The organism is Verrucomicrobiia bacterium (assembly GCA_035765895.1).
Taxonomy (GTDB): Bacteria; Verrucomicrobiota; Verrucomicrobiia; order Limisphaerales; family DSYF01; genus DSYF01.
In genome coordinates this window covers 24,312-49,281 of the sequence record DASTWL010000028.1, presented here as the reverse complement: position 1 = coordinate 49,281, position 24,970 = coordinate 24,312, and the positions used below count along the sequence as shown (strand labels likewise).

At 62.3% G+C, this 24,970-nt stretch carries 15 protein-coding genes; 6 read left to right on the top strand and 9 right to left on the bottom strand.

Annotation, left to right across the window (positions count from 1 at the left end; genetic code table 11):
* Positions 1 to 23: 23 nt before the first annotated feature.
* Positions 24 to 2,993, bottom strand: coding sequence for a glycosyl hydrolase 115 family protein (locus tag VFV96_05995; GenBank protein ID HEU5069946.1), 2,970 nt, complete (start codon positions 2,991 to 2,993; stop codon positions 24 to 26).
* 557 nt (positions 2,994 to 3,550) lie between these two features.
* On the opposite strand from VFV96_05995, the gene VFV96_05990 reads away from it, so the two are divergent.
* A complete protein-coding gene (locus tag VFV96_05990; protein HEU5069945.1) occupies positions 3,551 to 9,286 on the top strand; it encodes an autotransporter-associated beta strand repeat-containing protein in 5,736 nt (1,911 codons plus the stop codon).
* A 76-nt stretch (positions 9,287 to 9,362) separates the two neighbouring features.
* Positions 9,363 to 10,163, top strand: coding sequence for a prepilin-type N-terminal cleavage/methylation domain-containing protein (locus tag VFV96_05985; protein HEU5069944.1), 801 nt, complete (start codon positions 9,363 to 9,365; stop codon positions 10,161 to 10,163).
* Here the strand turns inward: VFV96_05985 and VFV96_05980 are convergent.
* From VFV96_05980 to VFV96_05945, 8 genes are all read right to left on the bottom strand, one after another.
* Positions 10,106 to 10,537 (bottom strand): hypothetical protein, encoded by a 432-nt coding sequence (locus VFV96_05980; GenBank protein ID HEU5069943.1) that lies wholly within the window; start codon positions 10,535 to 10,537, stop codon positions 10,106 to 10,108. The genes VFV96_05985 and VFV96_05980 overlap by 58 nt on opposite strands.
* A 118-nt stretch (positions 10,538 to 10,655) precedes the next feature.
* Positions 10,656 to 11,882, bottom strand: a complete 1,227-nt coding sequence (locus VFV96_05975; GenBank protein ID HEU5069942.1) for an SGNH/GDSL hydrolase family protein — start codon at positions 11,880 to 11,882, stop codon at positions 10,656 to 10,658.
* 40 nt (positions 11,883 to 11,922) lie between these two features.
* Complete coding sequence (locus VFV96_05970) at positions 11,923 to 13,284, bottom strand: glycoside hydrolase family 43 protein (GenBank protein ID HEU5069941.1); 1,362 nt, start codon at positions 13,282 to 13,284, stop codon at positions 11,923 to 11,925.
* 147 nt (positions 13,285 to 13,431) lie between these two features.
* The gene (locus VFV96_05965; GenBank protein ID HEU5069940.1) at positions 13,432 to 14,133 is read right to left on the bottom strand and encodes a response regulator transcription factor; all 702 of its coding nucleotides are present in this window, start codon (positions 14,131 to 14,133) and stop codon (positions 13,432 to 13,434) included.
* Positions 14,134 to 14,220: 87 nt separating this feature from the next.
* On the bottom strand, positions 14,221 to 17,391 hold the full coding sequence (locus tag VFV96_05960) for an ATP-binding protein (GenBank protein HEU5069939.1): 3,171 nt from the start codon (positions 17,389 to 17,391) through the stop codon (positions 14,221 to 14,223).
* Positions 17,392 to 17,953: 562 nt separating this feature from the next.
* Positions 17,954 to 19,384: a sigma-54 dependent transcriptional regulator gene (locus VFV96_05955; protein ID HEU5069938.1), complete on the bottom strand. Its 1,431-nt coding sequence runs from the start codon at positions 19,382 to 19,384 to the stop codon at positions 17,954 to 17,956.
* On the bottom strand, positions 19,368 to 20,411 hold the full coding sequence (locus VFV96_05950; GenBank protein ID HEU5069937.1) for an ATP-binding protein: 1,044 nt from the start codon (positions 20,409 to 20,411) through the stop codon (positions 19,368 to 19,370). Before VFV96_05950 ends, VFV96_05955 begins: the two co-directional genes overlap by 17 nt.
* A gap of 35 nt (positions 20,412 to 20,446) precedes the next feature.
* Positions 20,447 to 20,956: a hypothetical protein gene (locus VFV96_05945; protein HEU5069936.1), complete on the bottom strand. Its 510-nt coding sequence runs from the start codon at positions 20,954 to 20,956 to the stop codon at positions 20,447 to 20,449.
* 359 nt (positions 20,957 to 21,315) lie between these two features.
* On the opposite strand from VFV96_05945, the gene raiA reads away from it, so the two are divergent.
* From raiA to VFV96_05925, 4 genes are read left to right on the top strand one after another with little or no spacing between them, the layout of a single operon-like run.
* On the top strand, positions 21,316 to 21,756 hold the full coding sequence (gene raiA, locus VFV96_05940) for a ribosome-associated translation inhibitor RaiA (GenBank protein ID HEU5069935.1): 441 nt from the start codon (positions 21,316 to 21,318) through the stop codon (positions 21,754 to 21,756).
* A 26-nt stretch (positions 21,757 to 21,782) separates the two neighbouring features.
* On the top strand, positions 21,783 to 22,952 hold the full coding sequence (locus VFV96_05935) for a saccharopine dehydrogenase NADP-binding domain-containing protein (protein ID HEU5069934.1): 1,170 nt from the start codon (positions 21,783 to 21,785) through the stop codon (positions 22,950 to 22,952).
* Entirely contained in the window at positions 22,945 to 23,526 is a 582-nt protein-coding gene (locus VFV96_05930; GenBank protein ID HEU5069933.1) for a nucleotide exchange factor GrpE, read from the top strand. The genes VFV96_05935 and VFV96_05930 overlap by 8 nt, the downstream gene beginning before the upstream one ends.
* Positions 23,527 to 23,557: 31 nt before the next feature.
* Positions 23,558 to 24,961, top strand: coding sequence for a hypothetical protein (locus tag VFV96_05925; GenBank protein HEU5069932.1), 1,404 nt, complete (start codon positions 23,558 to 23,560; stop codon positions 24,959 to 24,961).
* Positions 24,962 to 24,970 lie beyond the last annotated feature (9 nt).

The following is a 24,970-nucleotide window of genomic DNA, read 5'->3' as shown; positions in this document are numbered from 1 at the left end:
CTCCTCCCCGACGGTTCTTGAAATCAGTTGCCGGACGGCGCTGCCTCTGCCTCAATTCCGGCCTCGCTGAAATGCCGGCTTTCGGGCGGGCCCAGGTAGCTTGGCTTCACGCCGCCGGTGTTCACGATGACCTTCTGCAATACGACGGCGGGGTCCACCATCCAAATTTTCAAGGTGTGATTGCCCGTCTGTTGGATGATGTGTGTGGAGGTGATCCGCCGGCAGTTGTTCATCACGGACTCCTCCCAGTTCCGATTGCCGTTGTGGGCGTCGAAGCCGGCCGGCACGATGGTGACGGTTTGCGGCACCTCGTCGTCGAAGGCGACTGCGTAACGCAAGGGCCGGCCGGGCAGAAAATTCAACGTCGGTCCGACGATGGTTTCAACTGCGACCTGGCCCGTGTGGAAGAGATGCATTTCGTATTCGAGGCACGGGGCATCCTTGCCCGGCGTGGTCAGGGTTTCCGGCGGGCCGTCGGCGCGCAGGCCGGACAGCGTGTGGCCGTAGTCTTCAATCTCGATCCAGCGGTTCGCGCCGGCGTCGGTCTTCCGGGCGTAGTGCGCCGCCTCGATGGAAACATAGCCGTCCGCTTCGACAAAGCACCGGCTTGATGCGGATGGGGGCGTGGCGGGATTGAACGTGGTCACGTGGACCGTGAAATTGGTCTCCGTCCCGGAGAATTCAATTCGTGCATGGCCATTGTCCGAAGGCGCCTTCGCCCAGTCCACGCTCACGTCGAGGCGCGAATCATGGTCAATTGTGCCGTGGGACTGGCTCAGCGTGATCCACGGCGCGCCGGCCGTGGCGGTGAATGCAAACGGCGTCCGCCCTTTGTTGAACACCTCCACAGAACGGGAGCGCTGGCCGAACCGGTCCAAGTGCACGGTTCCACCCGCGGTGCCGCTTTCGCCTTCGACGGCGACCCCCATGGCGGCGGCTGCCGGCACCGGGATTTCCCGGAGCCGGACGGCGCCCAGGTTGTTCGCGTGCGGCGGATCCCAGCTGCGATAGCCGATGTAGGCCTGATCCATGAAGTGGTTCCATTTGCCGCCGGCGAACACGTGATTGAAGTGATCGGCCAGATTCGTTTGCGCCGCAAACAAGGCGCGCGTTTCGGCGGCAAAATCGTTTGCGCTGGCGCGGCCCTGCTGCGCGTAAAGCGCGTTCTTCGCCGCCGCGAGATACATGGTGTTCAAACCCGCGGCCGCCTTGATGGGATATTGAACCATGCCGTAGAACGCGTCGTGATATTCGGGCGGCAGCTGGTCGCAAATCGTCTGCGCGCGGTCGGCGAGCGACCGGTAGCCTGCCACCACGGTGGCGAATTCGCGATAGTTCAACAGGCTGTAGGTGTGCGCGTCGAGCAACTCGGGTTTCCGCCGGGCATTGAACCGCGCGGATTGGGTGAGGAGGTCCGCAATCTCGGCAGCGTGCAGGGCGCCAAATTCGCGTTCCGCCCAGAGCCGGGTGAATTCATCGAGGTTCGTGCTGGTCCAGCGTTTCGTGTCCCAGGCGTAGCGCATGAAAAACTCCAGCGGAAATTCACCGCTCTTGTTGAAATGGCCGACGTTGACAATCCAGATGCGGTCCGCGCCGTATTCCTTCGCGAGGGACATCTGATCCCAGATTTTGGCGATCGGGCTGGTGTTGATCCATTGATAGCTGCGCGGGCTGCCGTGGTAATCGAGGTGATAGTAGATGCCCGCGCCACCGCGGCGCCGGCGTTCCGCGGCGGTCGGCAGGCGCCGGACGTTGCCCCAATTGTCCTCGGCCCACAGGAGCGTGACGTCATCCGGCACGCGCAGTCCGTCGGCGTAGTAGTTCATCACCTCCTTGTAGAGGCACCACACCTGCGGGATTTGCGCGAGATCGGGATTGACCTCGTCGGCGAGGATGTGCCGCTGCACGCCGACAATTTCCTCGGTCAGCGCCCTGCCCACCGGCGCGCCGCTGTCGTTCTCGGCGCGCAGGCCCATGGTGATGATGCTTTCGTAATTTTGGTTGCGCCGGATGCCCGCGCGCCAGAATTGCCGCAGCACGGGCCGCTGGTTCGTCTGGTTGTAGTCCCACGCGCCGTAGGTGCGGCCGTAGCCGCGGTCCCATTCCTTTTGCGCGCGCAGCATGGGCTCCTGGTGCGAGGTGCCCATGACGATGCCATACTCGTCGGCCAGGCGTGGGTTTTCAGGATCATCCTCGTTGAAGGCGTTGCCCCACATCGCGGGCCAGAGGTAATTCGCGCGGAGGCGGAGCATCAGTTCGAAGATGTTCGTGTAAAAGCCGCGGCCGAAGTTGGCCACGCCGTGCAGGCCCGGCACGGTTCCGTATCGGCCGGCCACCCAGCCGCTCAACGCCGGCGCCTCGTCATTCAAAAAGATGCCGCGATATTTCACCGACGGCGGACCGGTGACGAACCTGCCCGGTTTGAGATAGAGCCGGTCGTGATGCTTTGCCGGGACGTCGCACCAAAAATGCCACGGCGAAACGCCGATTTGTTCGGACAGTTCGTAGATGCCGTAGATGGTCCCGCGCTTGTCGCTGCCAGCAATGACCAGCGCGCTTTCGATGCCGGGCAGGGGATTGGTGACGACTTGGAGGACGAACGATTCCCATTGGCCGGCGATTTCCGTCACCGCGAGCTTCTGCTCGCGCACCAGCCGGTCAATGACGGTGTTGTGGCCGAGGGTGCCGATGATCACGGCATGACGCGGCTTCAGGTCCGCGTTCTCACTGATGGCGGGCAGCGTGCCGGTGACGCGTTCGATGTCGTGGGCGAGATCGTTGGCGGCACGCCTGACTCCCGGCCAGTCATCCGCCGCAATCAGAAGCGGCGCGGTCGTGCGGTCGAACAACGGGAAGCAGCCGGAGGCGGCGTTGGTCAGAACAAATCCAGGTTCCCCGAGGGCGAGCGCCGATTGTGTAGTAGCGGCCAGCAGACCGGCGAACAGCGCGAGCACGGCGCGCAGGGATATGAGCGGGCGAATATTGAACGTCATCGGATTTGACCCGCCATCTTAGCCGTTGTTACCGGGGCGTCCATGCGACGTTTATCGTATGCTCGTCGGGACCCGTGTGTCGCCGGAAAAAAGAATACGACATACGTCGTATGGCTTTCCCAATCGCCCGTTCGTTACAACTGGATTGAACCCGGAAACACTGTGAATGGCAGTATTGGCCCATGCAAAGCCTCAGTTGTGAGCCGCCTGCCGAATCGCGGCTGGATCGAGCGGGCCGGCGTAGGGTTTCGCATCGGTTGGCGGGTTGGGGGCGGGAACCATCGGGGTGGTGGTTCCCGCCCGTGCCCGCGCAAAATACGACATACGTCGTATGGCTACCGTTGTCGGCGCCACCTAGGTTCGTGGTCAGCCCACATCAGGACGCACAAACCGTCGAAATTTTTGGCAGGCAACCGCATTTAAATCCATGAATCAGATCTCAGCCGCTCCGCTTCGTGCGTGCTCCGCGTTTTGTTCCCCGTTCCCGTCGGCAGTTTAATCCCCAAGTCATCCAGCTAAACAACCAATCCCCAAATCCTCCAACTCATCGCATCATCATGAAATCAGCCAAAGTGCAAATTGGAAATGCCGCGGCCAGGCTGCTGGTCTGTCTGACCCCGCTGCTGGCCGGTTCGTCATTCGCCGCCACGCTCACGTGGACGAATTCGGCGGGCGACAAGCTGCTGGGCACTGCCGCGAACTGGAGTCCCGCGGCCGCTCCAGCCCCTGGCGACACGATTCAGTGGAACGGCACGGCGTCCGGCAGCCTGACCCTGACCAACGGCGGCGCGCTGGCCGATTCCAATCCCGGCCTGAACGTCAACGTGCTTGCGGGTCAGACCAGTCCATTGACCATCGTGGAGAACGTCGGAAACAGCGGGCGTATCCGGCTCAACACCAGTTTCGTGGTGGAAAACGGCGCGGGGCCGGTGACCTTTGGCAGCAGCGACACCCCCGCGCTGCCCCTCGCGTTGGGCGCGACTGGCAACGGGTCGGTTCATGCCTGGACCAACAATTCGGCCAATCCGGTGACGATCAACACCAACTGCTTCTTCCTCATGGGCGGCGGCGGTTCGCACACGTTGAGCCTGGCCGGCGCGGGAGATTTCATCCTGAACACCACAATTCAGGCCCAGAACAGCGGCGGCAACCTGAACCTGACGGTCAACGGCAGCGGCACGGTGACCCTGGTGGGCACGCCCACGCCGGGGATTTCGTTTGCGGGCAGCTACGCAGCCACGGTCCTCAACGGCGGCACCCTCCGGCTGGCGGACCCCGGCGCCCTCGGCACGAGCACGCTGACCATCAACGGCGGCAACCTCGACAGCACCGTCGCCGATCTCGTCAGCTACGGGAACAACGTGCAGAATTGGAATGGCAACTTCGGATTCCTCGGCACGCAAAACCTCAACCTTGGTTATGGCAACGTGACCCTGAACGCCAGCCGCGTTGTGACCGTGAACGCCAAAACGCTGGAGGTGGATGGGGTCATTTCCGGCAGCGGTTACAGCCTCACCAAGGCCGGTGCGGGCACGTTGGTGCTCGGTGGTGTGAACACCTACTCGGGCGGCACCGTGGTCAGCAACGGCGTCCTGAAGCTGGGCAACGCGGGCGCGCTGGGGGCCGGCGGCGCCAATCTGACGGTGCACGGAACGCTCGACCTGAATGGCAGCTCTCCCGTGGTCGGCAATCTGAGCGGCAATGCCGCGGGCGTGATTGACGATGCGGCCGCCGCGGGCTTTGACACGCTGACGGTCAGCAGCAGCGGCAACAGCGTGTTCAACGGGTCCATCAAGAACACCACCGGCACGGTGTCGCTGACCAAGGATGGCAGCGGGACGTTGACGCTGGGCGGTGCCAACACCTACAGCGGAGCGACGGCGGTCAACGCGGGCACGCTGCTGGTCAACGGCAGCCTCGGGGGCGGGGCGGTGACAGTTGCGAACGGCGCGACGCTCGGCGGGACGAACTCCATCGGCGGGACAGTGGACTGGCAATCCGGTTCGGCCGCTTTGTTCACGGTGACGCCCACGACGGCGATCAGCGGTTCCAATGCGACGCCGTTGCAAATCGCGGGCAGCGTCACCCTGAACGACAACAATTTGACGATCAACGTGGCCGGGGCCACGCCCTTGCCACCCGGCACCTACCGGCTGATGACTTACAATGCCGGCGGCAGCACCGGTTCCTTCGCCACGGGCGCGCCGACCTTCACCGGAGCGGGCGTCCAGGCGGGCACGGCTTCGACCGTTACGACCAGCGGCGGGACGGTGACGCTGACCGTGGCCCTGACCGGCGTGAACGCCGTCTGGACCAGCGGCACGAGCGGCAACTGGTCCACCGCGGCGAACTGGAGCAGCAACCCCAATACGCCCCACGTCGCCGGTGACGGCGCGATTCTGGGCGTAGGTGCGGCCTACACCACCGTCACGCTCGACACGCCCGTTTCCCTCGGCCTGATTCAATTCACCAACGACAATTCCTTCCTCATCGCCGATGCCGGCAACCCGCTGACATTGGACAACAAGGACGTGGGTGCGGCCATCAGCGTGAACGGCGGCATGTCCAACACCATTGCGCCTGCCGTCGCCCTCAACGACAACTTGGGAATCCTGACCACGGCGGGAACGTCCCTGAAAATCGCCGGCGCCATGGGCAACAGCAGCGGCGCCCGGACGGTGTCGGTGAACGGTCCGGGCACGGTGACGTTGTCCGGGAACAACACCTACGGCCCGGCGTCCGCCGGCAGCGTGGGCACCATCCTGAGCGGTGGCGGCGTGTTGCAATTGGACAACGCCAATGCCATCGGCGCGGGGGATTTGAGCGTGGCGAGCAGCGCCACGGTGCGCGTGGGCGCGGCCCTGACGCTGGCCAACAACATCATCGCCGGCGCCGGCACCGCCACGGTCGATGACAACGCCAACAACGTGACCCTGGCCGGCGTGATCAGCGGCGGCGGTGCCTTGGGCAAGAACGGCACGGGCACGCTCAGCTTGAGCAGCTCCAACAGTTACAGCGGCGACACCAGCATCGGCGCGGGCACGCTGAAACTGCTCAATGCGGGCGGCATTGCCGGCGGACCGGGGCATGGCAACGTGAACCTGGGCGCCGGTGCCAGTTTGGATTTGAACGGCAACAGCGCGGTGTTGGGCGGTCTGAACTCCACGTTCGCAGACGCCGCGGTCGATTCGCTGGCAGGCGGCGCCGTCACGTTGACGGTGGGCGCCAATGGAGCGTTTTCGACGTTTGCCGGCCGCATCCAGAACACCTCCGGCAGTCTGACGGTGGTGAAGGAGGGGACGGGCGTGCAGACACTGTCCGGCACCAACACCTACACCGGGGGCACAGTGATCAACGCTGGCACGCTGCAAATTGGCAGCGGCGGCACCACCGGCAGCCTGGGCTCCGGCACGCTGGTGGACAACGGCAACCTGTCATTCAACCTGGCGGCGGACGTAATCTTTGCCGATCAAATCACCGGCACCGGCAGCGTGTCGCTGGCCAACGCCGCGCTCAAGCTGAGACTTTACGGCAACAACACCTTCACCGGCCCGGTCAACCTCACCTACGGGAACGCCGGAGCACTCTGGTTCACCAACGGCAACGCCCTCGGGGTCGGGCCGAAGGTCGTGACCTGCAACGTGCCCAATGCCTCGCTGCATTTGAACGGCATCAGCGGCGACATCAACGTGGACAGCTCCATCAACTTCACCTTGAGCGGCACGTCAGGCGTGCTCTTCAATGAAGCCGGCAGCAACACCATTTCCGGTCCCGTGGACATGATCTATGGCAATGGCAACCCGAAGGTCGTCGTGAACAGCGGTTTCCTGACGCTGGCAGGCACGGTTTCCGCCGTCAATCCGCGCACGCTGATTCTGGGCGGCGCCGGCGCCGGGCTCGTGTCCGGCGCGATCGTGGATGCCGGAGGCGCCGGGGCGGTGACCAAGGAGGATGCTGGAACATGGATCCTGGCGGGCGACAACACTTACAGCGGCGCCACGGCGGTCAACGCCGGCACGCTTCTGGTGAACGGCAACAACTATGGCGCGGGCGCCGTGACCGTCGCGGCCAACACCGTGTTCGGCGGCACCGGGTCCGTCGCTTCCGCGATCACGTGGCAGGCGAATTCCAAGGGCCGGTTTGCCGCCGCGGCGGGCGGCGCGACGCCGCTCACCGTTTACGGGAACGTCACGCTGAACAACAATCTGATCGAGGTTCACGTGGACGGCGGCACACCGTTGCCTCCGGGCCAATACACGTTGCTGTTGGAGGGCAACACGGCCATCTACACCATCAGCGGCTCCTTCCAAACCATGCCGATCATCACCGGCGCGGGGCTCCAGGCAGGAACGATCGCCGCGGTTTCCAGCAGCGCCACCGAAGTGAAGCTGGTAGTGGCGAACAGCTCCACGTGGACCTTTGACGGCAACGGCAACTGGAGCACCGGCGCCAACTGGAGCAGCAATCCCAACTTTCCCGACACCGCCGGCGAATTCGCCCTGCTCGGCGTGGGTTCAAGCCAGATCTCAATCAATCTGGACGCGAGCGAGACGATCGGGGGACTGAGCTTCACGAACGACCATTCATTCGTCATCACGAGCGCCGTCAACACCCTGACCTTCGACAATGGTGGTGTAGGCGCGGGGATCAGCGTGCTGGCGGGCACGGGCAACGTCATTGCGACGAAAGTATCGCTGGCAGACGCAACATCCATCAGCACCGCCTCGAACGCGTCGCTCGCGATTTCCGGCAACGTGGACGGCTTCTCCGGCATCAGCCTGGGCGGCAGCGGCACCGTCAGTCTTTCCGGCGCGAACACCTACACCGGTGACACCGCGTTGAGCGGAGGCACATTGATCCTCGGCAGCAGCACGGCCATCGGTTCGGGCGCCCTGACGCTGGCGAGCGGCAGCCTCGACAGTTCGGTGCCGAATCTGGTCGTCGCCAATGCCAATCCGCAAAATTGGAACGGCAGCTTCACGTTCCTCGGCTCCCAAAATCTGAATCTCGGCGCCGGTGCGGTTACGGCGGGCACGACGGAGAAAACCGTCACGGTGAACAGCAACTCCCTGACGGTGGGCGGCGTCATTTATGGCACCGCGCGCCTGACCAAGGCGGGCAGCGGCGCCCTCGTTCTGCTGGCGGCGAACGGGGACACGCTGACCGGTGGATTCCGAATCAGCGGCGGTCCGGTGGTCATTGGGGACAATGCCGCGCTCGGGAGCGGGACCATCGAATTCGCCAGCGGAGATGCGGCCATCAAGTCTTCGGATTCGACCGCCCGAACATTGACGAACAGCATGAATCTCAGCTTCGGCGGCATTTATGCCGGGACGGGGAATTTGACCTTCACCGGGCCGCTGGCCAGCGGGAGTTTCCCGAAGACGTGGGTGGTCAGCAATGCGGTGACCACCTTCAGCGGTGTGCTGGCCGGCGGCACCAGCCAGAACGCCGCGAACACCAAGGCCGGTCCGGGCAAGTTAATCCTGAGCGGCGATAATTCCACGCTCGCCAAAATGCTGGCGGTCAATGAAGGCACGCTCGCCCTGGGCAGCGCGACGGCCCTCGGCACCGGCGCATTTACCCTGAACGGCGGCGGCCTGGACAGCATGGTGGCGGACCTCGTCAACGCCGGTAACAACCCGCAAGCGTGGAACGGCAGCTTCTACTTCGCCGGATCAGAGAACCTCAACCTCGGCAGCGGCGCGGTGACGCTCGGCGCCAACGCGACGGTCACGGTGAGCAACAAAACGTTCAGTGTCGGCGGTGCGGTCACCGGCTCCAGTTACGGTCTGACCAAGGCGGGCGCGGGGATGCTGGTGTTGAACGGCGCCAATGACTACGGCAACACCACGGTGGCTGCCGGAACGCTGGCAATCGCGCAGGCAACCCTGCGCACGAATTCCACGGTGGCGGTGGCGACCAACGCGGCGCTGCGGCTCGACTTCAGCACCACGAACCAGGTTGCGCAGCTGGTGTTGGGCGGGGTGAGCCAGCCGGATGGAATTTATGGCAGCACCACGCCGGGCGGCTATCTCGCGGGAACGGGTTCGCTGCGGGTGCAGCATCTCGGCCCGAGCGGACCCGTCCTGCTCACGAACAGCGTGAGCGGTTCGACCCTGAGCCTGTCGTGGCCCGCGGGGCAGGGCTGGCGGTTGCAGAAGCAGACCAACAGTCTGGCCACCGGTTTGAGCACGAACTGGGTTGATGTCGGCGACGGAAGCCTGAGCAGCACCAACCTCACCATCGATCCCACCCAGCCCACGGTGTTCTATCGGTTGGTGAATCCGTGAACGCCGGAACGACGAAATGTGTGGCCGCCGCCGCGGCGGCGGCCACAATGTCACGCTGATGAAGTCAAAACGAATTATGAACAGAGCTGTCCCGGCAAAAGACAGGAACGGTCAGGGTTTTACCTTGATTGAGTTGTTGGTCGTCATCGCCATCATCGCGATTCTGGCCGCCATGTTGTTGCCCGCGCTGGCGAAGGCGAAGGAAAAGGCCAAACGCGTGCAATGCCTGAGCAATTTGCGGCAAATCGGCCTGGGCGCGAACATGTATGCCGGCGATTACAACGACAAGGTGCCGCCGGTCAACAAGGTGGGCATGGGCGGCGGAAACACGTTTGTGGTCAATGCCATGGATCGGACCGTCGTGGATGCCGTGAATGCCTACCTGAAGCTTCAGGAGAACAGCCCTTCCATCTGGGTCTGTCCGAACCGGCTGGGCACCCCGAGCCCGGGCCTGCCCAGTTATTACGGCACCACACAGATGTATATCGGCTACGCCTATTTTGGCGGCATGACCACGTGGACGGCTTCGCCGACCGGCGTGTCTTACAGCCCCGTCAAGCTGGCCAGCGCCAAACCGTTTTGGGCGCTCGGTGCCGACACCAACATGAAGGTGGGCAACCGGTGGGCCGGCGCCGTCTCGACCGGCCAGCCGTATGAATTTGAATATGGCAAAGTGCCGCCGCATCCCGCCTCCGGCGGGGAACCCGCTGGCGGCAACGAGATCTTTGCGGACGGCTCGGCGCAGTGGTGCAAGTTCAGCACGATGTATCGCTTCAACAATTACGCCAGTGCCATCGGCAGCCTGGACACCTACTGGTATCAGGACACGTCGGACTTCGACCCGGCATTGCTGGCCCGCCTGCCGAGCTTGAAGTGAGGGCGGCGCGCCGCGGGATTGCCTTCGGGCCGGACGTGCCTTTGGGCCGGATCCGGGATGAACCGATTGCCGGTGGGGAGAATCCACCGCTTGAGCACGCGGTTCGTGGCCGGCGCCAGTTTTTCCGCGTCCGCAATGGCCTCGGCCGGTCGCTCCCGCTGACCTTCGCCGCGCGATTCGGGCCGGACATCGTAGAGCAGGGCGGGGGCGTCGCTGTTGGTTGGATCACCTTTCGTAAAGCGCCAGTCGTTGTCGAGACTCACCCACTGGCGGGAAGAAATTTCGGGCGCGGCCAGACCGTTCAGCGTCATGAGGCAGCAGAAGCCGGCCGCGCGCAGGCCGCATCCACCGTGGCAGAATTTCCGGGCATTCATGGATGGGTTTTCGGGCGCATTCCAGGGAGGGCAGGATGGCCCGCGCAATCGAACCCACTTCACCCGAATCGCGAATGCGGCGGGAACAATGCCTGACCGCGTCCGTTCGCAACGTGGGTTAGTTGGCGAACAGGTCAAGATTCACCGCGTTCACGAGCATTTCATACCCTTGATCGCTCAGGTGCAAATGGTCCCCGCAATCGGCGGCGGGGCGCAGATTCTCCGGCGCGTTGGGATCGCGCACCACGGCATCCCAGTCGAGCACGGCATCAAACGCGCCACTGGTCCGGACCCATGCGTTGACTTTCTGACGCCGGGCTTCCAGTTCGGGTTTGAAATAGAACGACTTTCCGCAGGGCGTGATGGTCGCACCATAAGCGCGCAGCCCGCGTTCGTGAGCGCGGATGATGATCTGCTGGTAGGAAGCGATGATCTCCTCGGCCGTGGTTTTGCCGCCGCCCAGATCGTTGATGCCTTCAAACACGATCAACCACCGGATGCCGGGCTGCGCCAGCACGTCGCGTTCGAGCCGCTGCAGCGCCGTCTGGCCAATGCCGCCGCGCCATAGGCAGTTGCCGCCAATGCCTTGATTCAACACCCCGAGACCGGCGGTCTTTTGGTTCTCCCGCAGGCGCCGCGCGAGCAGATCGGGCCAGCGCCGGTTCTTGCCTTCGGTGGAGCCCTTGCCGTCAGTGATGGAATCCCCGAGGCAGACCACTGCCGCGCCCGATTCCGGTGCGAGCACGTCCACGCCGCCCAGGTAATACCAGCAGGTGCTCCTGGTCGCGGAGGGCCATTCGGCGGCATTCGCGTGGTCGCCTCTTTGGAGGAAGGCATATTCGCCGCGGGCGCTGCGATGGCCGGAGATGCGTCGGGTCGCGTCCTGCACGTGCAGGGTTACGACAAGATCGGTCCCCGCCGCCAAATCGAAGCTGACGGGGTCGGAAACCATCAAGACGCCATACGGAATCGTCACGGCGGACTGGCCGTTGAAGGTCACCGGCTTCAATGTTCCGACTTCGATCTGGTCGTTGCCCTTGCCGAGGGCGACGTTGACCGCGCTGATCTTGAGATCATCGTTCCAGTCGGCGAAGGCGTTGGAGAGCCGGACGCGCAGTTGGGTTCCGCCGAGTGACACATGCACGAGCTGGCGGATCGTCGTGTCGTCCAGTTTTTCAAAGCCGGCCGGCACCAGTTTGGGCTCCACTTCCTGCACCGACGCGTCCCACGTGCCGACCCAGTGCGGACCGCGGTCGGGTTGGGCAAGGACAACCACGGCCGTGATGAATGTCAGCAATAGCCCGACCAGCCGGCCGCGCAACGCAAGGGGAGCCTTTCGGTTCATGGTGTTGCAGTCGGGGGGAGATGAAGATGGCCGTGCTGGCTCACTCGCACGTCCAGTAATCCAGGTTGAACAGGGGGCCGTCACCGCCGGTGAATTTCAGATACAAGTCGTGAACGCCACGGGCATCCGTGACGTCGCAGGCCGCGCTTTTCCATTCCTGCGCGCCGCCGGTTGGCTCCACCCGGCAGGTGCCGATCAGCTTGCCGTCCGGGCTGTCGAGGTGCAGCTCGATGTTGCCGCCTGGTCCGGCGCTGGCGACGCGGGCGTTGAATTTCCTGGCGCCTTGGCTGCCGAAATCGACACCCGCGAGGCTCACCCAGTCGCCATTGTTCAGGTCGGTCAGATTCATGCCGCCTTCGCGGCAGGGCTCGGTTTCAACGCCGTTTTGCGCGTGGAAGGTTTCACCCTCGACGCGGACGAACGGATTGAGATGGCCCAGTTGCGCGACGCCGTTGGTGGTGTAGGTGACCGGCTGGATGGAGCCGTCCTCGTTGAAGTGAAATTCCTCAATCGCGAGATTGCGGCGGAAGCCGGTGGGAATGCCAGCCTGCTTTGCGACGATGCGGTTGTGGTAGGCATGATACCAGTGGCCCTTGAACTCAAACTGCGCGGCGTGGTTGTTGTTGTTGTTGATCGGCGGCTGGGCGGCGACAACGCCGCGGTAGGTGAATCCGTTCGTCGGGCTGTTGCTGGTCAGATAATCGATGCGCATCTGCGCCTGCGGCGTTGTTGAGTAGGAAAAGTAGTAAACACCCCGGCGTTTGAAGACCCACGCGGCTTCAAAAAAATTCGTCACGTTCAGCTTTATGACCTCGCCATCGAGGCTGATCATGTCGCGGTTCAGCCGGGCAACGCGGGCATTGTTGTCGCCGTTGCCGCCGAAGTAAATGTAAGCCTGTCCGTCGTCGTCGATGAAGACGCCGGGGTCGAACAACCACATGTTGCGGGCAGGTTGGACGCCGGGCGTGTTGTGGTTGATGAGATTCCGGCCCAATGGATCGGTGAATGGGCCGATGGGCGTGGGGGCGGTCACGACGCCGATGTCCGCCCCGCCGTTGCCGAAGTAGAGGAAGCATTTGCCGTCGCGTTCAACCGCGGCCGGCGCCCAGGTTTTTTTCGCCCACTTGGTTTGTGTGCTGGCGCGAAACACGACCCCGTGATCCGTCCAGTTCTTCAGGTCGCTGCTCGACACACAGACGACGTCCGGAATCACATAACTGCCCTGCACGGGGCTTTCGTCGTCGTCCGAGCAGTAGAGATAGACCCGGTCCTTGGTCACGAGCGAAGCCGGGTCGGCCAGGTAACGGTGCGAGGCGATGGGGTAATCCGCCCGCAAATGCGGTGCGGCAGCCGCCAACGTCAGCATGACGAGTGCGGGGAGAACGGTGGGTCGGTTGATCATAGAGTCGCTGTTTGATGGGGCGCGCGCCGGAACCCGGACCGGCCGTGATCCGCGTTGAAGTGGCGCCATGAAATGGTTCAAGGGTATGCGCTCGGACCCCGGCCGGCCATACGACGTATGTCGTATCCTCCCGACCGCCATGCGGGTTCACACCGTGGCAGGATTGGGCGCGCTGGCCGGATTGATGCGCAGGTATTTGGCCGCCGCTTCGGTGCGGCAGTGGACGTGCAGTTTCTCGTAGATGTGCATCAGGTGCGTCCGCACGGTGCCGGTGCTGATGAACAGCCGGGTGGCAATTTCCTTGTTCGGACAGCCCTCTGCGATCAGGGCGAGGATTTCCAGTTCGCGGTTGGAAAGCTGGTCCGTGCCTTCCGTGAGCGGAAGGGAGGGGGCGTCCGCAAACGCGCGGACCACCATGCGGGCGATTTCGCTCGTCATGGGCGCGCCGCCCGCCCGCACTTCGGCGATGGCCTGCAAGATTTCGCCCTCGTTGGCGCGTTTCAACACGTAGCCGCAGGCGCCGGCCTTGAGGGCCTGAAAGATCATTTTAATGTCCTTGTAAACGGTCAGCATGATGATCTGCAGGTGGGGCAGCTTTTCCCGCAGCCGCGCCGTGCAGGCGATGCCGGATTCGCCGGGCAGATGGATGTCCATCAGCACCACGTTCGGCTTGTGTTTCGGAATCTCCTTGAACGCCTCCTCCGCCGATTCGCAGGCGCAGACACACTTGTGTCCTGGCGTGTGCTCGATGAGTTCCACGAGAAATCGCCGCAGTGTGGCGCTGTCTTCAACGATGCCGACGGTTGTCATTACATCAAGTGCGGTGCAGGGTTCCAATGGCGCGGCCATGTTGTTGGGTGGTCGGATGGTTTGTCCGATCCGGCTGCGCCCACTTTACCCGGTTGGTTTTCGCGCGAAATCCGACGAACGTCGTATTCATGATTTGTGCGCATCGACCGGCTGGCCGCCCGCCGCCGTGCCGAGTGGCAGGCGGATGCTCACAATGGTGCCGCCGTCGGCGCGCGGCTCCACAACACAATCGCCGCCGAGTTTCTGCAGCCGGGCGGGCAGGTTTTTCAACCCATGGCCGTTGCCCTGCACTTCATCGTCTATGCCCTTGCCGTTGTCGGCAATGTCAATTTCCAGGCCGCCGTCAACCATGGCCATGCGGAATTCGACTTCGGTGGCGTCGGCGTGTCGCACCACGTTGTTCAGGGCCTCTTTGACGGCCATCAGCAGGTCATGACGCACCCGGCCCTCCAAGGTGATGGGGGGAAACGAGACGGGCACCTTGAAGCGGCAGGCAATGGGCGTGTGCGAGAAGAATTCCCCCGTGTAGCCGCTCAAATAGTCCGCCAGCGATTGCAGTGAATTATCCTCGGGGTCCACGGCCCAGACGATGACATCGAGCGCCGAGATGAGACTGCGCGCCCGGCTGCCGATGGCCTGGAACAAGCCCGGTTGATGCGGGCCGCCCGCCTCGACGTGTTCGCCCGTCTTGGCCAGCACGCTGATTTCGGTGAGGTTGAAACCCAGGTCATCGTGCAAATCCCGGGCAATGCGGGAACGTTCGGCTTCCAGCGCGTGCCGGTGCTCCACGCGTTCGCGCTCCGAGATTTCGTGTTTGAGCTGGGTGGTCCGTTGTTCCACGAGCCGGCGCAACTGGGTGTTCCAGATGACCGTGAAGATCAGGATCACGAACAGCACACCCACCAGGGCGAGGAGCCGCGGCAACGTCCACCACGAGGGCTGCGACCGCACGATGATGTCGGCCGGCGAATTGAGCAGCAGCTCGAACGATTCGTTGTCGGCGCTGGAATTCTGCGCGTGACCGCGGCCGACATAAACACCAACCAAGCCGAGGCGGCTTCCGACTCTGAGCGATAACGGTCCGGCCGGTCCCCGCGCGAGCCGGGCGAGGAAGAGGCGGGCACCCGATTGCATTTCCAGAACCGGACTGCCGCGTTCCGTGTGCCAGCCCAGCAGCCTGCCTTCCACGCGCACGCGGGACGAGTTGAGGTTTTCGGGAGGCGCGTTCGATGCATCCGGCGATTTCGGCGGGGGCAGGGGCTGCCAGCCGGTTTTTCTCACCTGCGCCTCACGGAGAACCAATTCCGCCCGGCCGATGTCCGGGTAGCCAACCGCTTCCACCAGGTCGCCCGGGGACACGCCTGCCTTGCCGGTCGGCAGCAGGCGCAAACCGGTTCCGTTTTCCTCCAGAAAGAGCTGCGTCGCGTCCGCATAGATGATTTGCCCGCGGACCTTCACCGGCCGAAAGGCCGAAGCCTGCGCGTCAAACAACAGCAGCTCGCGGGGTGTTTTGAGCACGGCGTCGAAGGGGTCCGCCGACGCGGGAACGTCCACGCTGATGCGCGCGTTGCGCATCATGACGCGGCCCACGCGCACTTCGCGCGTGGCGGGCTCCCACAAGGCGTAGAGCACGCCACGGATGCGAATGACGGCCTTCAACCACGGCCGGAGTTCGGATTCCGAGAGCCCGTCCAGCACCACGTCCAGCCGGCCTTCGGGGAGGTGCAGGCTGATCGTATTCGTGTGAACGTCGGTCACCAGACCTTTCAGTTCAGCCCACTGCACGTCCCGGCTGCCGTTGAGCAGTTCCGTCCACGAAGGTGTGACGGGCGGCGGCAGCAGTCCTTCGCCCAGGCGCCTTACCTGGTCGGCCACGATTACAGGCGCAAAGTCACCGGCGGCGCTGTGGCCTTCCACTTCCCACAGCTCGCCGAACGCGGGAGCCGCATTGGAGACGGCGGCCAGCTGCACAAAAATGCCGCGCGTGTCATCCTGGAACGACATCCAGTGTTCCTGCGACGTTTTCATCGCGTCGGTGACAATGCCGCGGATGCGCACGGGCAGACTTCGCCGCGCCTGTTCGATGGGCAGACCTTGCACTTCGGCGACGGACGTGATGGGGCGGGGTGCAGTGCCCCGCGTGGGAGCCTGTTCGAGGAAGATGAGGTTCCGCGTGCCGGCCGCGAACAGTTTCCCGAGCACCAGTGTTTTGTCCTGGGTCATCACCCCACGCCCGATGCCGGTGATGCGGACGCGTGAATCCAACAGTGAGGACAAGTCGAGCCCCTTCGCATCGGCCAGCCGGACTGATATGACCCGCCGGTCGGCGCCCAGGTCAAATCGCACGCCCTCGCCGACGGGGGAGACGAAGCTCACGCGCCCTTCGACCGTGGTCCAGCAGCGCTCATCCAGATTGGTGATGCTGGTGCCCAGAAGTTCGCTCGGCCTCGCCACCGGCGCCCCGCCTGACCCGAGGCTGGCGACGGGCACGTCGGGGTTGCCCAGGAACAACAACGCGCCGTCGTCCGACCACAAAACAAAGCGGTATTGCCCGTCGCGGGGAACATCAAGGTAGCCGGAGTAACGGATGCCGACCCGTTCGTCGCGCGATTTGATGCTCAGATCGAAATTAGAAACCACCGCGCGCCTGGCCGGTTCGAGCAGATTGAAATCCGGCACGCTTTCCCAGGCGCCCTCGTAATAGTCGGCCTGCAGACCGGGCTGGAAACCGGTCTGCCCGGGTTCAGCCGCCGCGTGCCAGAGGTTCGAGGCTTCCACGAGCCGGGGGCGCTCATTCGTCGGCCCAAAGGCGACGTCCAACGCAAAGCTCCGCCAATAATTGAACCACTCCAGCCGGATCGGAATTTTGCCGGCGTGCAGAAAAACGTCGGCGGCGGCAGCGGCGCGGGAGTGCAGTCCGTCGTTGCTGACCGCAGGTGCGGCCGAAATCTGAACGCCCATCTCGCGCTTGCGGAGCAGGCTGAACTGGTGACGGATGCGGATCCGCTCGCCGGGTGCAAACTCCCGTTCCAGCTTGCCGAGTTGCAGCAGTTCCACGCCCGTTTCATCCTGCACAATCAGCACCCCCAAGGCCGGCCGGCTGGCGGCACAAACGGTTGTCTCCAGGTCAACGTCCCGCTCAATGCGCGAATCCGAACTCAATGCCGCGGTTAACTGATGCAGGTTCGTGATGGTCTGCCCGTGCAGGGACGGAGGAAAAATCGCCGCCATTACGGCCATTCCCAGCCACCCGATCAGGAGCGGCGGCCGGTGGTGCGGCGGACGATGGGCTGACATGATTCCATTTTACGCGAACCCGTTTCCCCCCGGCAATCACGCAATCGGACCCTGCGGAGTCGCCGGGATCAAGTTCGCTTCTCGCCGTTTTGTGCCCGCTGAGGCTCGATGAATACGAGCTTGGCCAGCATCGTTTACCGCTGGTTTCGAGCGCTCCAAATCCCGCCGGAATGCGCGGTGCAGTTCCGAAAATCAGGAGCCGTTGTTGGAAAAAATGAAGATGGAACACGTGAAGGGAATCGAATCCACCCTGGCGCTTCGCCGGAAACTTGCGAAACCAGCGTAATTAACTCACGGGAAAAGTATTACCACAGCTTCCATTTTCCGCCTATGCGAAAACCCACCCCCTCTTTCCGAAGCTTCGCTGTCGTGCGCGGTCGTGCAAATCGGCAACCTTTGGTCATATGCGCGATTGCTCCAACTTAGGCCATGGCGACGCTGCTGATCGATGTCAAAAGCTGTCGGCCCATTGCCATCATTGCACTGGGTGAAACCGTTTGATGCTGGGCAGGAGGTTGACTTCGGTTGGCGGACATCATGCCGGGCCGGCCGATTTGCCAGGCTATTCGGACTGATCGTCTTGGGCAGGATGAAGGCTGAATTCCTTGAGTTTCTCGCGCATCTTCAAGCGGGTCACACCGAGCCATTGCGCGGCTTTGGTAATGTTGCCCTGGGCCCGGGCGATCGCCTGGGAATATAATTCCGGTTCGAGGTCAGCCAGCATTTTGGCGAACGCGTTTTGGATTTCGCCGCGTTCCACTTGATCCATCAACGCCGTGATGTAGGCCCCGTGGGATTGCGTGGCAACAGCCGCTGGTTCGCGCGATTTGGCGAGGACTTCTTTCACGTGATCCTGGCTGATCGTGTAGTCACGGGCGATCAACAGGGTTTTGCGCACGGTGTTTTCCAATTCCCGCACATTGCCGGGCCAGGTTTGACTTTTAAGAAGGTCAATTGCCTCCGGAGTGATGGCCGGTGCGGCGACGCCGGCTTCTGGCCCGTAACGTCGCAGGAAGTATCTGACCATGTCGGGAATGTCGTCAGTCCGTTGATTTAGCGGCGGCAGCTTGATGGTGACAACGCTCAACCGGTAGAACAGGTCTTCTCGGAACAGGCGCTCGCGGATGGCCGCCTCCAGGTCGCGGTGGGTGGCGGCAATGACCCGCACGTCCACGGGCACATTCTCCCGCCCGCCCACGCGTTGAATGGATTTTTCCTGAAGCACTCGCAAAAGTTTCGCCTGCAAGTTGGCGTTCATGTCGCCGATCTCGTCCAGAAAGATGGTGCCTCCGTTGGCCTGTTCAAAGCGACCGATCCGTCGCGCATCGGCCCCGGTAAAGGAGCCGCGTTCGTGCCCGAAGAGTTCGCTTTCCAAGAGCGCCTCCGGTATGGCGGCGCAATTGATGGCAATGAACGGGGCGTTGGCCCGGTCACTGTGCTGATAAATGGCGCGGGCGATGAGTTCCTTACCGGTGCCGGTGTCACCACGAATCAACACGGTGACGGAAGTCGCCGCGATGCGGCCAATCTCCTTGTAAATGCTCTGCATTGCGCGGCTCTTGCCAACAATGGCGGTGCGACTCGATGCCGCCTCTCCCATTTCCACCGGCTCCGACATCAGCCGGCTGCTTTCCAATGCTTTGGCGGTGAGATCGAGCAATTCGTCCACTTCAAACGGCTTGGGAACGTAATCGAACGCACCCCACTTGGTCGCTTCAATCGCGATTTCGGTGGTGCCATGTGCGGTAATCAGGATAATGGGCAACTTGGGTTTCGTCTGGTGCAACTGACGCACGAGTTCGAGCCCGTCGAGGCCGGGCAATTTGAGATCGGTGACCACGACATCAAACGACTCCGCAAGGGCTCGTTCCAGCCCAGTGTCGCCGCGGCTCAGAGCTGTGACGTCATAACCGTTCGCCCGCATCACTTTTTGCAGGCCCGTGGCGATGTTGGTGTCGTCTTCGACGAGCAGGATTCTAGGATTCGTTTTCATCTTTCGATGCGAGTGGCAGCACGATGCTGAAGGTGGTGCCGCGATTCAATTGGGAATGATAGTCGATGACGCCTCCGTGTTTCTCCACAATCCGCGCGGCGATGCACAGGCCCAGCCCGGTGCCGTTTTCCTTGGTCGTAAAAAACGGGTCAAACAATCGCTTTTGAATTTCTGGCGGGATTCCGCTCCCCGTGTCGGCGATTTCCAACACCACTACCGGGATGCTGCAACCGTGCAGGGTTTGTTTGTCCAAGCGAGTCTGCAAAGTGATCGTCCCGCCGGTTTCCATGCTGTCCGCTGCATTCTGAACAAAGTTTATCAACACCTGCTTCATCTTGTCGGTGTCCGCCCTGACGACCTCCTCGGCGTCGATATCCAGTTTGAGGGTGATGGACCGTTTCGCCAGATCAGAAGCCAGCAGACCTGCGGTGTCCCGAAGGAGTTTGGCGGCGGAAACTCTTTGCAAATCCGGTTCGCTGGGGCGCGCGAATTGCAAAAAATCACGCACGATCCGCTCCAGGCGATCAATTTCATTCTCGATCACCTCCAGGTCTTCATGGTCGGAGGTGCCGGGCCGATGACTAGCCTTGAGGCTGAACAGCCGGACCTTGATGGCGGTGAGGGGATTGCGAATCTCGTGCGCAATGCCCGTGGCAAAAACCCCCAGGGACGCCAGCTTTTCCTGTCGTTCGATGATGGCCCGGCTCTCGGTCAGGTTAGTCCGCAGCGGTGCAATCATGCGGCGGTAAACCCACACCAGCACGACCGTCCCGCTGACGAACAATCCCAGCAGCGACAGGAACAGGAATCGTTGCACGCGGGTCAGGGCAGCATTGGTGTCAGTGACGAACTGCTCGGCGTCGGCCCGGTCGGCAGCGGCCAGTCTCTCAATCTGGGCCACGTTCATTTCAGCCCGCAGCGTGCTGATCTGTCGCCAGGCCGCACGTTCCGCCCAGAACAGTGCGGCCCCGATGATCGCAGCGGCGATCAACAGTTCGGTCAGCCGAAAGGGAATCTTTGCGCTCATGGACGTAAACACAGGAGTCTAATCGGGACCGGCGCTCAGGGCGAAACAAAAGCCGATGCTGGCGCCGTCTCAGTTGCACGTGTCTGAAGCAAGGCATGAAGACGTTTGCCGGCGGTCGTGAGTTCGAATCGTCCTTGCCGGAGCGCCGCCAGATCCGCTCCCATCAAAATCATCACGACTTTCCGCACCACTGCGGCGGGCAATTCCCGTTTGCGCAGGTGCGCCAGTTCACGATTCACCGCCGTCACCACTTCAGATTCAGGCAGGCCGCCCGTTGCCGCCGTCAGCGCCGCCAACACGTGGCGCGACGTGGCCGATTGTTCAAAATGACGGAGCAGACTTTCCGCCAACGAATCGTCCACGGCGGCTGACGCGTGGGGCGCGCGTGCCGTCTGGCCCGCCGGCTCCATTTCAGTCATGCTGTCCAGGAGGCTCTCCACGTATTTGTCCCGGCGGCGCGGTGCCACCACCAGTCTGACGATGATGTCCAGCATGACCACCGCAACGATGGCAATGATCCCCAGAATGATTCCGATGTCGTTCATGATGCTTCCGTTCTTAGCCAGCCGTGTGCCACAGCCTTAAAGCGTTTCGAGCAAACGGCGTTTCATCCGCGTAAATGGGTGATTTAACTTCCGTAAGGCGCGTTTCGGCCTGCGCGCCTGCGGCTTTGGGTTGTGGCAGCCAACTTCTGTCAGTCTCGCATCTCCGGCGAATTGGCAGTGGGCGAAACAAAAAGGACCGGAGCCGGAACGAAAAATCCCGACGTCTTCAAGTGCTCGACACCACTTTGCGAGAAAAGCGTGAGCTTCGAGTCAAAATTCCGCTGGCACGAAGCCAGCTAAGAAGAGAAACGATCACGCACGGTGAAGGAACGCCGTGTTAAGCACCGAAACCAATGCCTATGAAAGCAAACATCACCCCCGCTACAACGCACGCGAGCCGCGCAGCCAGAAAACTGAAGGTCGCCGCATGGAAACAGGAAGCAATGGATATTTTGATCCGCGCCGAAGGCGTTGAACTGACCGACAAGCTGCGCGACGCAGTAACCCGGAAAATTGGCCGCGTGCGGCAGTATGCTCCGCGTGCGTTACGGGCACGGGTGCAGTTGCACAAGGTTTGCCCCCATCGTTCGGCGCGTCAGTTCCGCGCGCGAGTTCATTGTGAAATTCCCGGCAATGATCTGTTCGCCGAACACTGCGCCCACGAACCTGTCGCCGCGATAGACCTGGTGGCGGAGAAAATCGAAGGCCGGCTCCGACGTCGGAAGACGGCGCGGCTGGTTCGTCGAGTGCGTGAACACCGGGCCCGGGCGCACCGTTTGCAGGCGGGCGTGCGTGCCTGACCTGGGCATGAGAGGAGATTGCAGAGATGAAGGTGTTCATTCTCGGAGCCGGTGCGACCGGCGGATTGCTGGCCCAACTGCTGAGACGGCGACGCCACACCGTGTGGTGCGGGGATCGTGACCCCGAGCGGGCGTGCCCATTTGTCGGACGCGCCATTGAGTGCCGTCCGGTCAACGCGCGCAGCATCCGCTCCGTTGTGCATGCGGCCCGAGGATGCCATCTGCTGGTCAACGCCACGCCGGCCGTGTTTAACGAGACGGTGGTTCGCGCCGCATTGCGATTGGGTGTGCATTATCTTGATCTGGCTTCGCATCTGGCTCGAAACCCGTTCAAGGCCGAACAGTTTCGATTTGATGAGGATTTTGCGCGGCGAGGACGGCTGGCACTGATCAACGCGGGTGCATCACCCGGGCTGACCAATCTCCTGGTGGCAGCGTGCGCGGATACGCTGGACGAGGTGGATCAAGTGCGCATCCGGCTCTTTGAAGACACGGAAAGCGACACTCCCGTTTCAACGTGGTCAGGCGAGGTCGCTCATGATGAGGCGATCTCCAAACCCCGAGTTTACCGGCAGGGACGATTTCGTTTTGCCCAACGATTTGGCGAAGCGGAATGGTTCCGGTTTCCGAAGCCGATTGGTGAAGCGCGCGTCATGCTGGCGGCCCAAGATGAAGCCGTGACTCTGCCACGCTTCATCGAGATGAATGCGCTGGATGTCAAGATCGGCGGCAATGAGATGGACCGCTTGCGGCGTTGGTATCGCCAGGGAAAACTGCGCCCCTCGGACAGGCGGGTGATTCGGCGCTTTCCCGACACGGCTTCGCCGGCGGAAGTTGCTGAATTGATGCGCCGTGGCCAGTTGCGGAACGCGCGGTTCGCGGCCTGTGTTTCGGTTGTCGGCAGGCGAAATCGCAAGCGTGTGGAGCGCCACCGGTGTTGCGTGTTTCCAAGCCTCTGGCAACTGCGTCGAAACGGAATGGCCGGCACACCGATTGCCTTCGCGTCCGCGCAAAGTGCGGCGGTGTTTGTCGAGCATTTCCCCACACATCTGGCCGGGGTTTATCCGCCGGAGGGCCTCTCAGCAAAGGTGCGCGCATCTATTCTGCGCGGGATGCGCCGGCGAGGTTTTCAAATTCGGAGAAGGACCATCGAAATCGGCGACAGCCTCAAGCAAACCAACAAGAATCATGTATAAAGAGATGATACCAGCAAATGTCGTTGCCCGCGAAACGCGATTGCGGACGGCGGTAAACGGGGCGAAAGAGTCTCCCGCAATTCAGGGGTTGCCGGCCTCTGGGAAGGAAGATGCGCTGCTTCAGAAGGAACTGATGGAATGGAAGGAGCGTTGTCTCCGGCTCGTCGCGGACTTCGACAATTTCAAAAGGCGGGCGGCGCGCGAGAGCGAACTTCGTGCCTTGGAATTGAGAAACACGTTTGTTCGTGCAGTGCTGCCGGTCGTGGACAATTTGGAGCGTGCGTTGACCAATGGCCCGGCGCATTCGACGGAACAACTGCGCGAGGGCGTTCAGTTGACGCTGCGCCAGTTGATACAGGCGCTGAAGGAACATGGCTTCACGGGACGCGATGATCTCGGGCAGGCATTCGACCCACGCTATCATGAGGCGGTTTGCGTCCGCTCCGAACCGATGCGACCGGATCATGTCATTCTTGAAGTGTGGCAGCGCGGCTGGTTGCAAGGAGAATCGCTGTTTCGCCCGGCCAAAGTGGTCGTGAATGACCTGAAACACAGCAACCCGACAGAGCAGTAACAAAAAACCCAGAATGAGAAAGGAGCAAATCATGGCTAAAGTAGCACCCTTTGCGAACACAATTGTCCGTGGGATCAAACCGCTGCAACCAAACTTGGAGACGAGACGTCGGGTTTGTCCGGCCGGCAAAGCGGCCAAAAGCAGGAGGCAAAACGGAACCAGGAACCGGGGGCGCTCCTTCGATTGGCCCATTGTTCTTACGGAACCGGCGCCTCGTCCTCCCAACCTCCTGATCCTGGGTGCATCGGGCCACGTTGCGCAGGCGTTTTTGCAGCGGCTGGCAGCCCGCTGGCGAGATTTTGGTCGGGTCGTGCTTCTTGACTTGGATGACGGCGTGCGCCGCAATCCATATCTCGACCATGAATCGCTGAACTACGAATTCGTCCAGCGTCGGCTTCGATTTCCCGATGAGACGATGGATTATCACCGGCTGTTACGTCAGCACGGGATCAATGTCGTGCTGGATGTGACGGATTTGGATACGCAACCCGTCTTGAACGCGACAGATGCCGCGGGTGTTTCTTATGTCAACACCGCGTTGAACGAGTCGGGGCGAGGCATTGCCGAAGTGGTTTCAGACCTGCATCCAACGCGCACCGATCAACGCCAGGCGCCGCACATTCTCAGCTCGGGCATGAATCCCGGGGTGGTGAACCTTTGGGTATGGCACGGATTCCAGCAGCACGGGACGCCTTTGGAGATTGTGCATTTTGAATACGATACCTCAGTGCCGGCAACCGGCTGGCGTCCCATGATCACGTGGTCCCGTAAGGAGTTCCTGACGGAAACAGTTTGGGAACCGGCCGGGCAGGTCGTGAATGGAGCGCTTCGTATGTGCTCAGGGAACGCGGTTCAACACCGGGAAGATCTGCGATCCATCATGCAGCCGTTGATTGAGTTGCAGGAGTATCCGCGCGGCATGCTCGTGCTGCACGAGGAGAACGTCAAGCTCGGGTCAAGACTGGGAGCGTCCTCAAGGTATGTTTACGCGATCCACCCCCGAACCATGGCCTATATGGAGCAACTGCTCCGGCAGCGTGGCCGGGTCGAGATTGGCGATCTCGAACTCGGGGACAACACCTCCATCCCGCTCGCCGGCTCGGATACAATCGGTGTGTGCCTGCGATACGCGGACAGACGCGTTTACTACCTCAACAGCCTGGCCAACAGCGAAGTGACCGGCACAAATGCCACCTGTGCCCAAGTGGCCGTAGGAGCGGATGCAGCATTGCACGCTTTGTTCTCAGAAAGACTGGCACCGCGCATCTACTTTGCCAGCGACTTGTATGACACAGTGTATTCGGATGTCGTGTTCGGGGCCCTGCGCGTGGAGCATTTCGTTTTCGAAAAGCTGAACGGCTCATTGGTGCAGCGCCTGCACATTCCGCAATTGCGTCCAACGCTCGCGCTGATCGGCGACACCCTCGCGGCCTAACAAATGGAG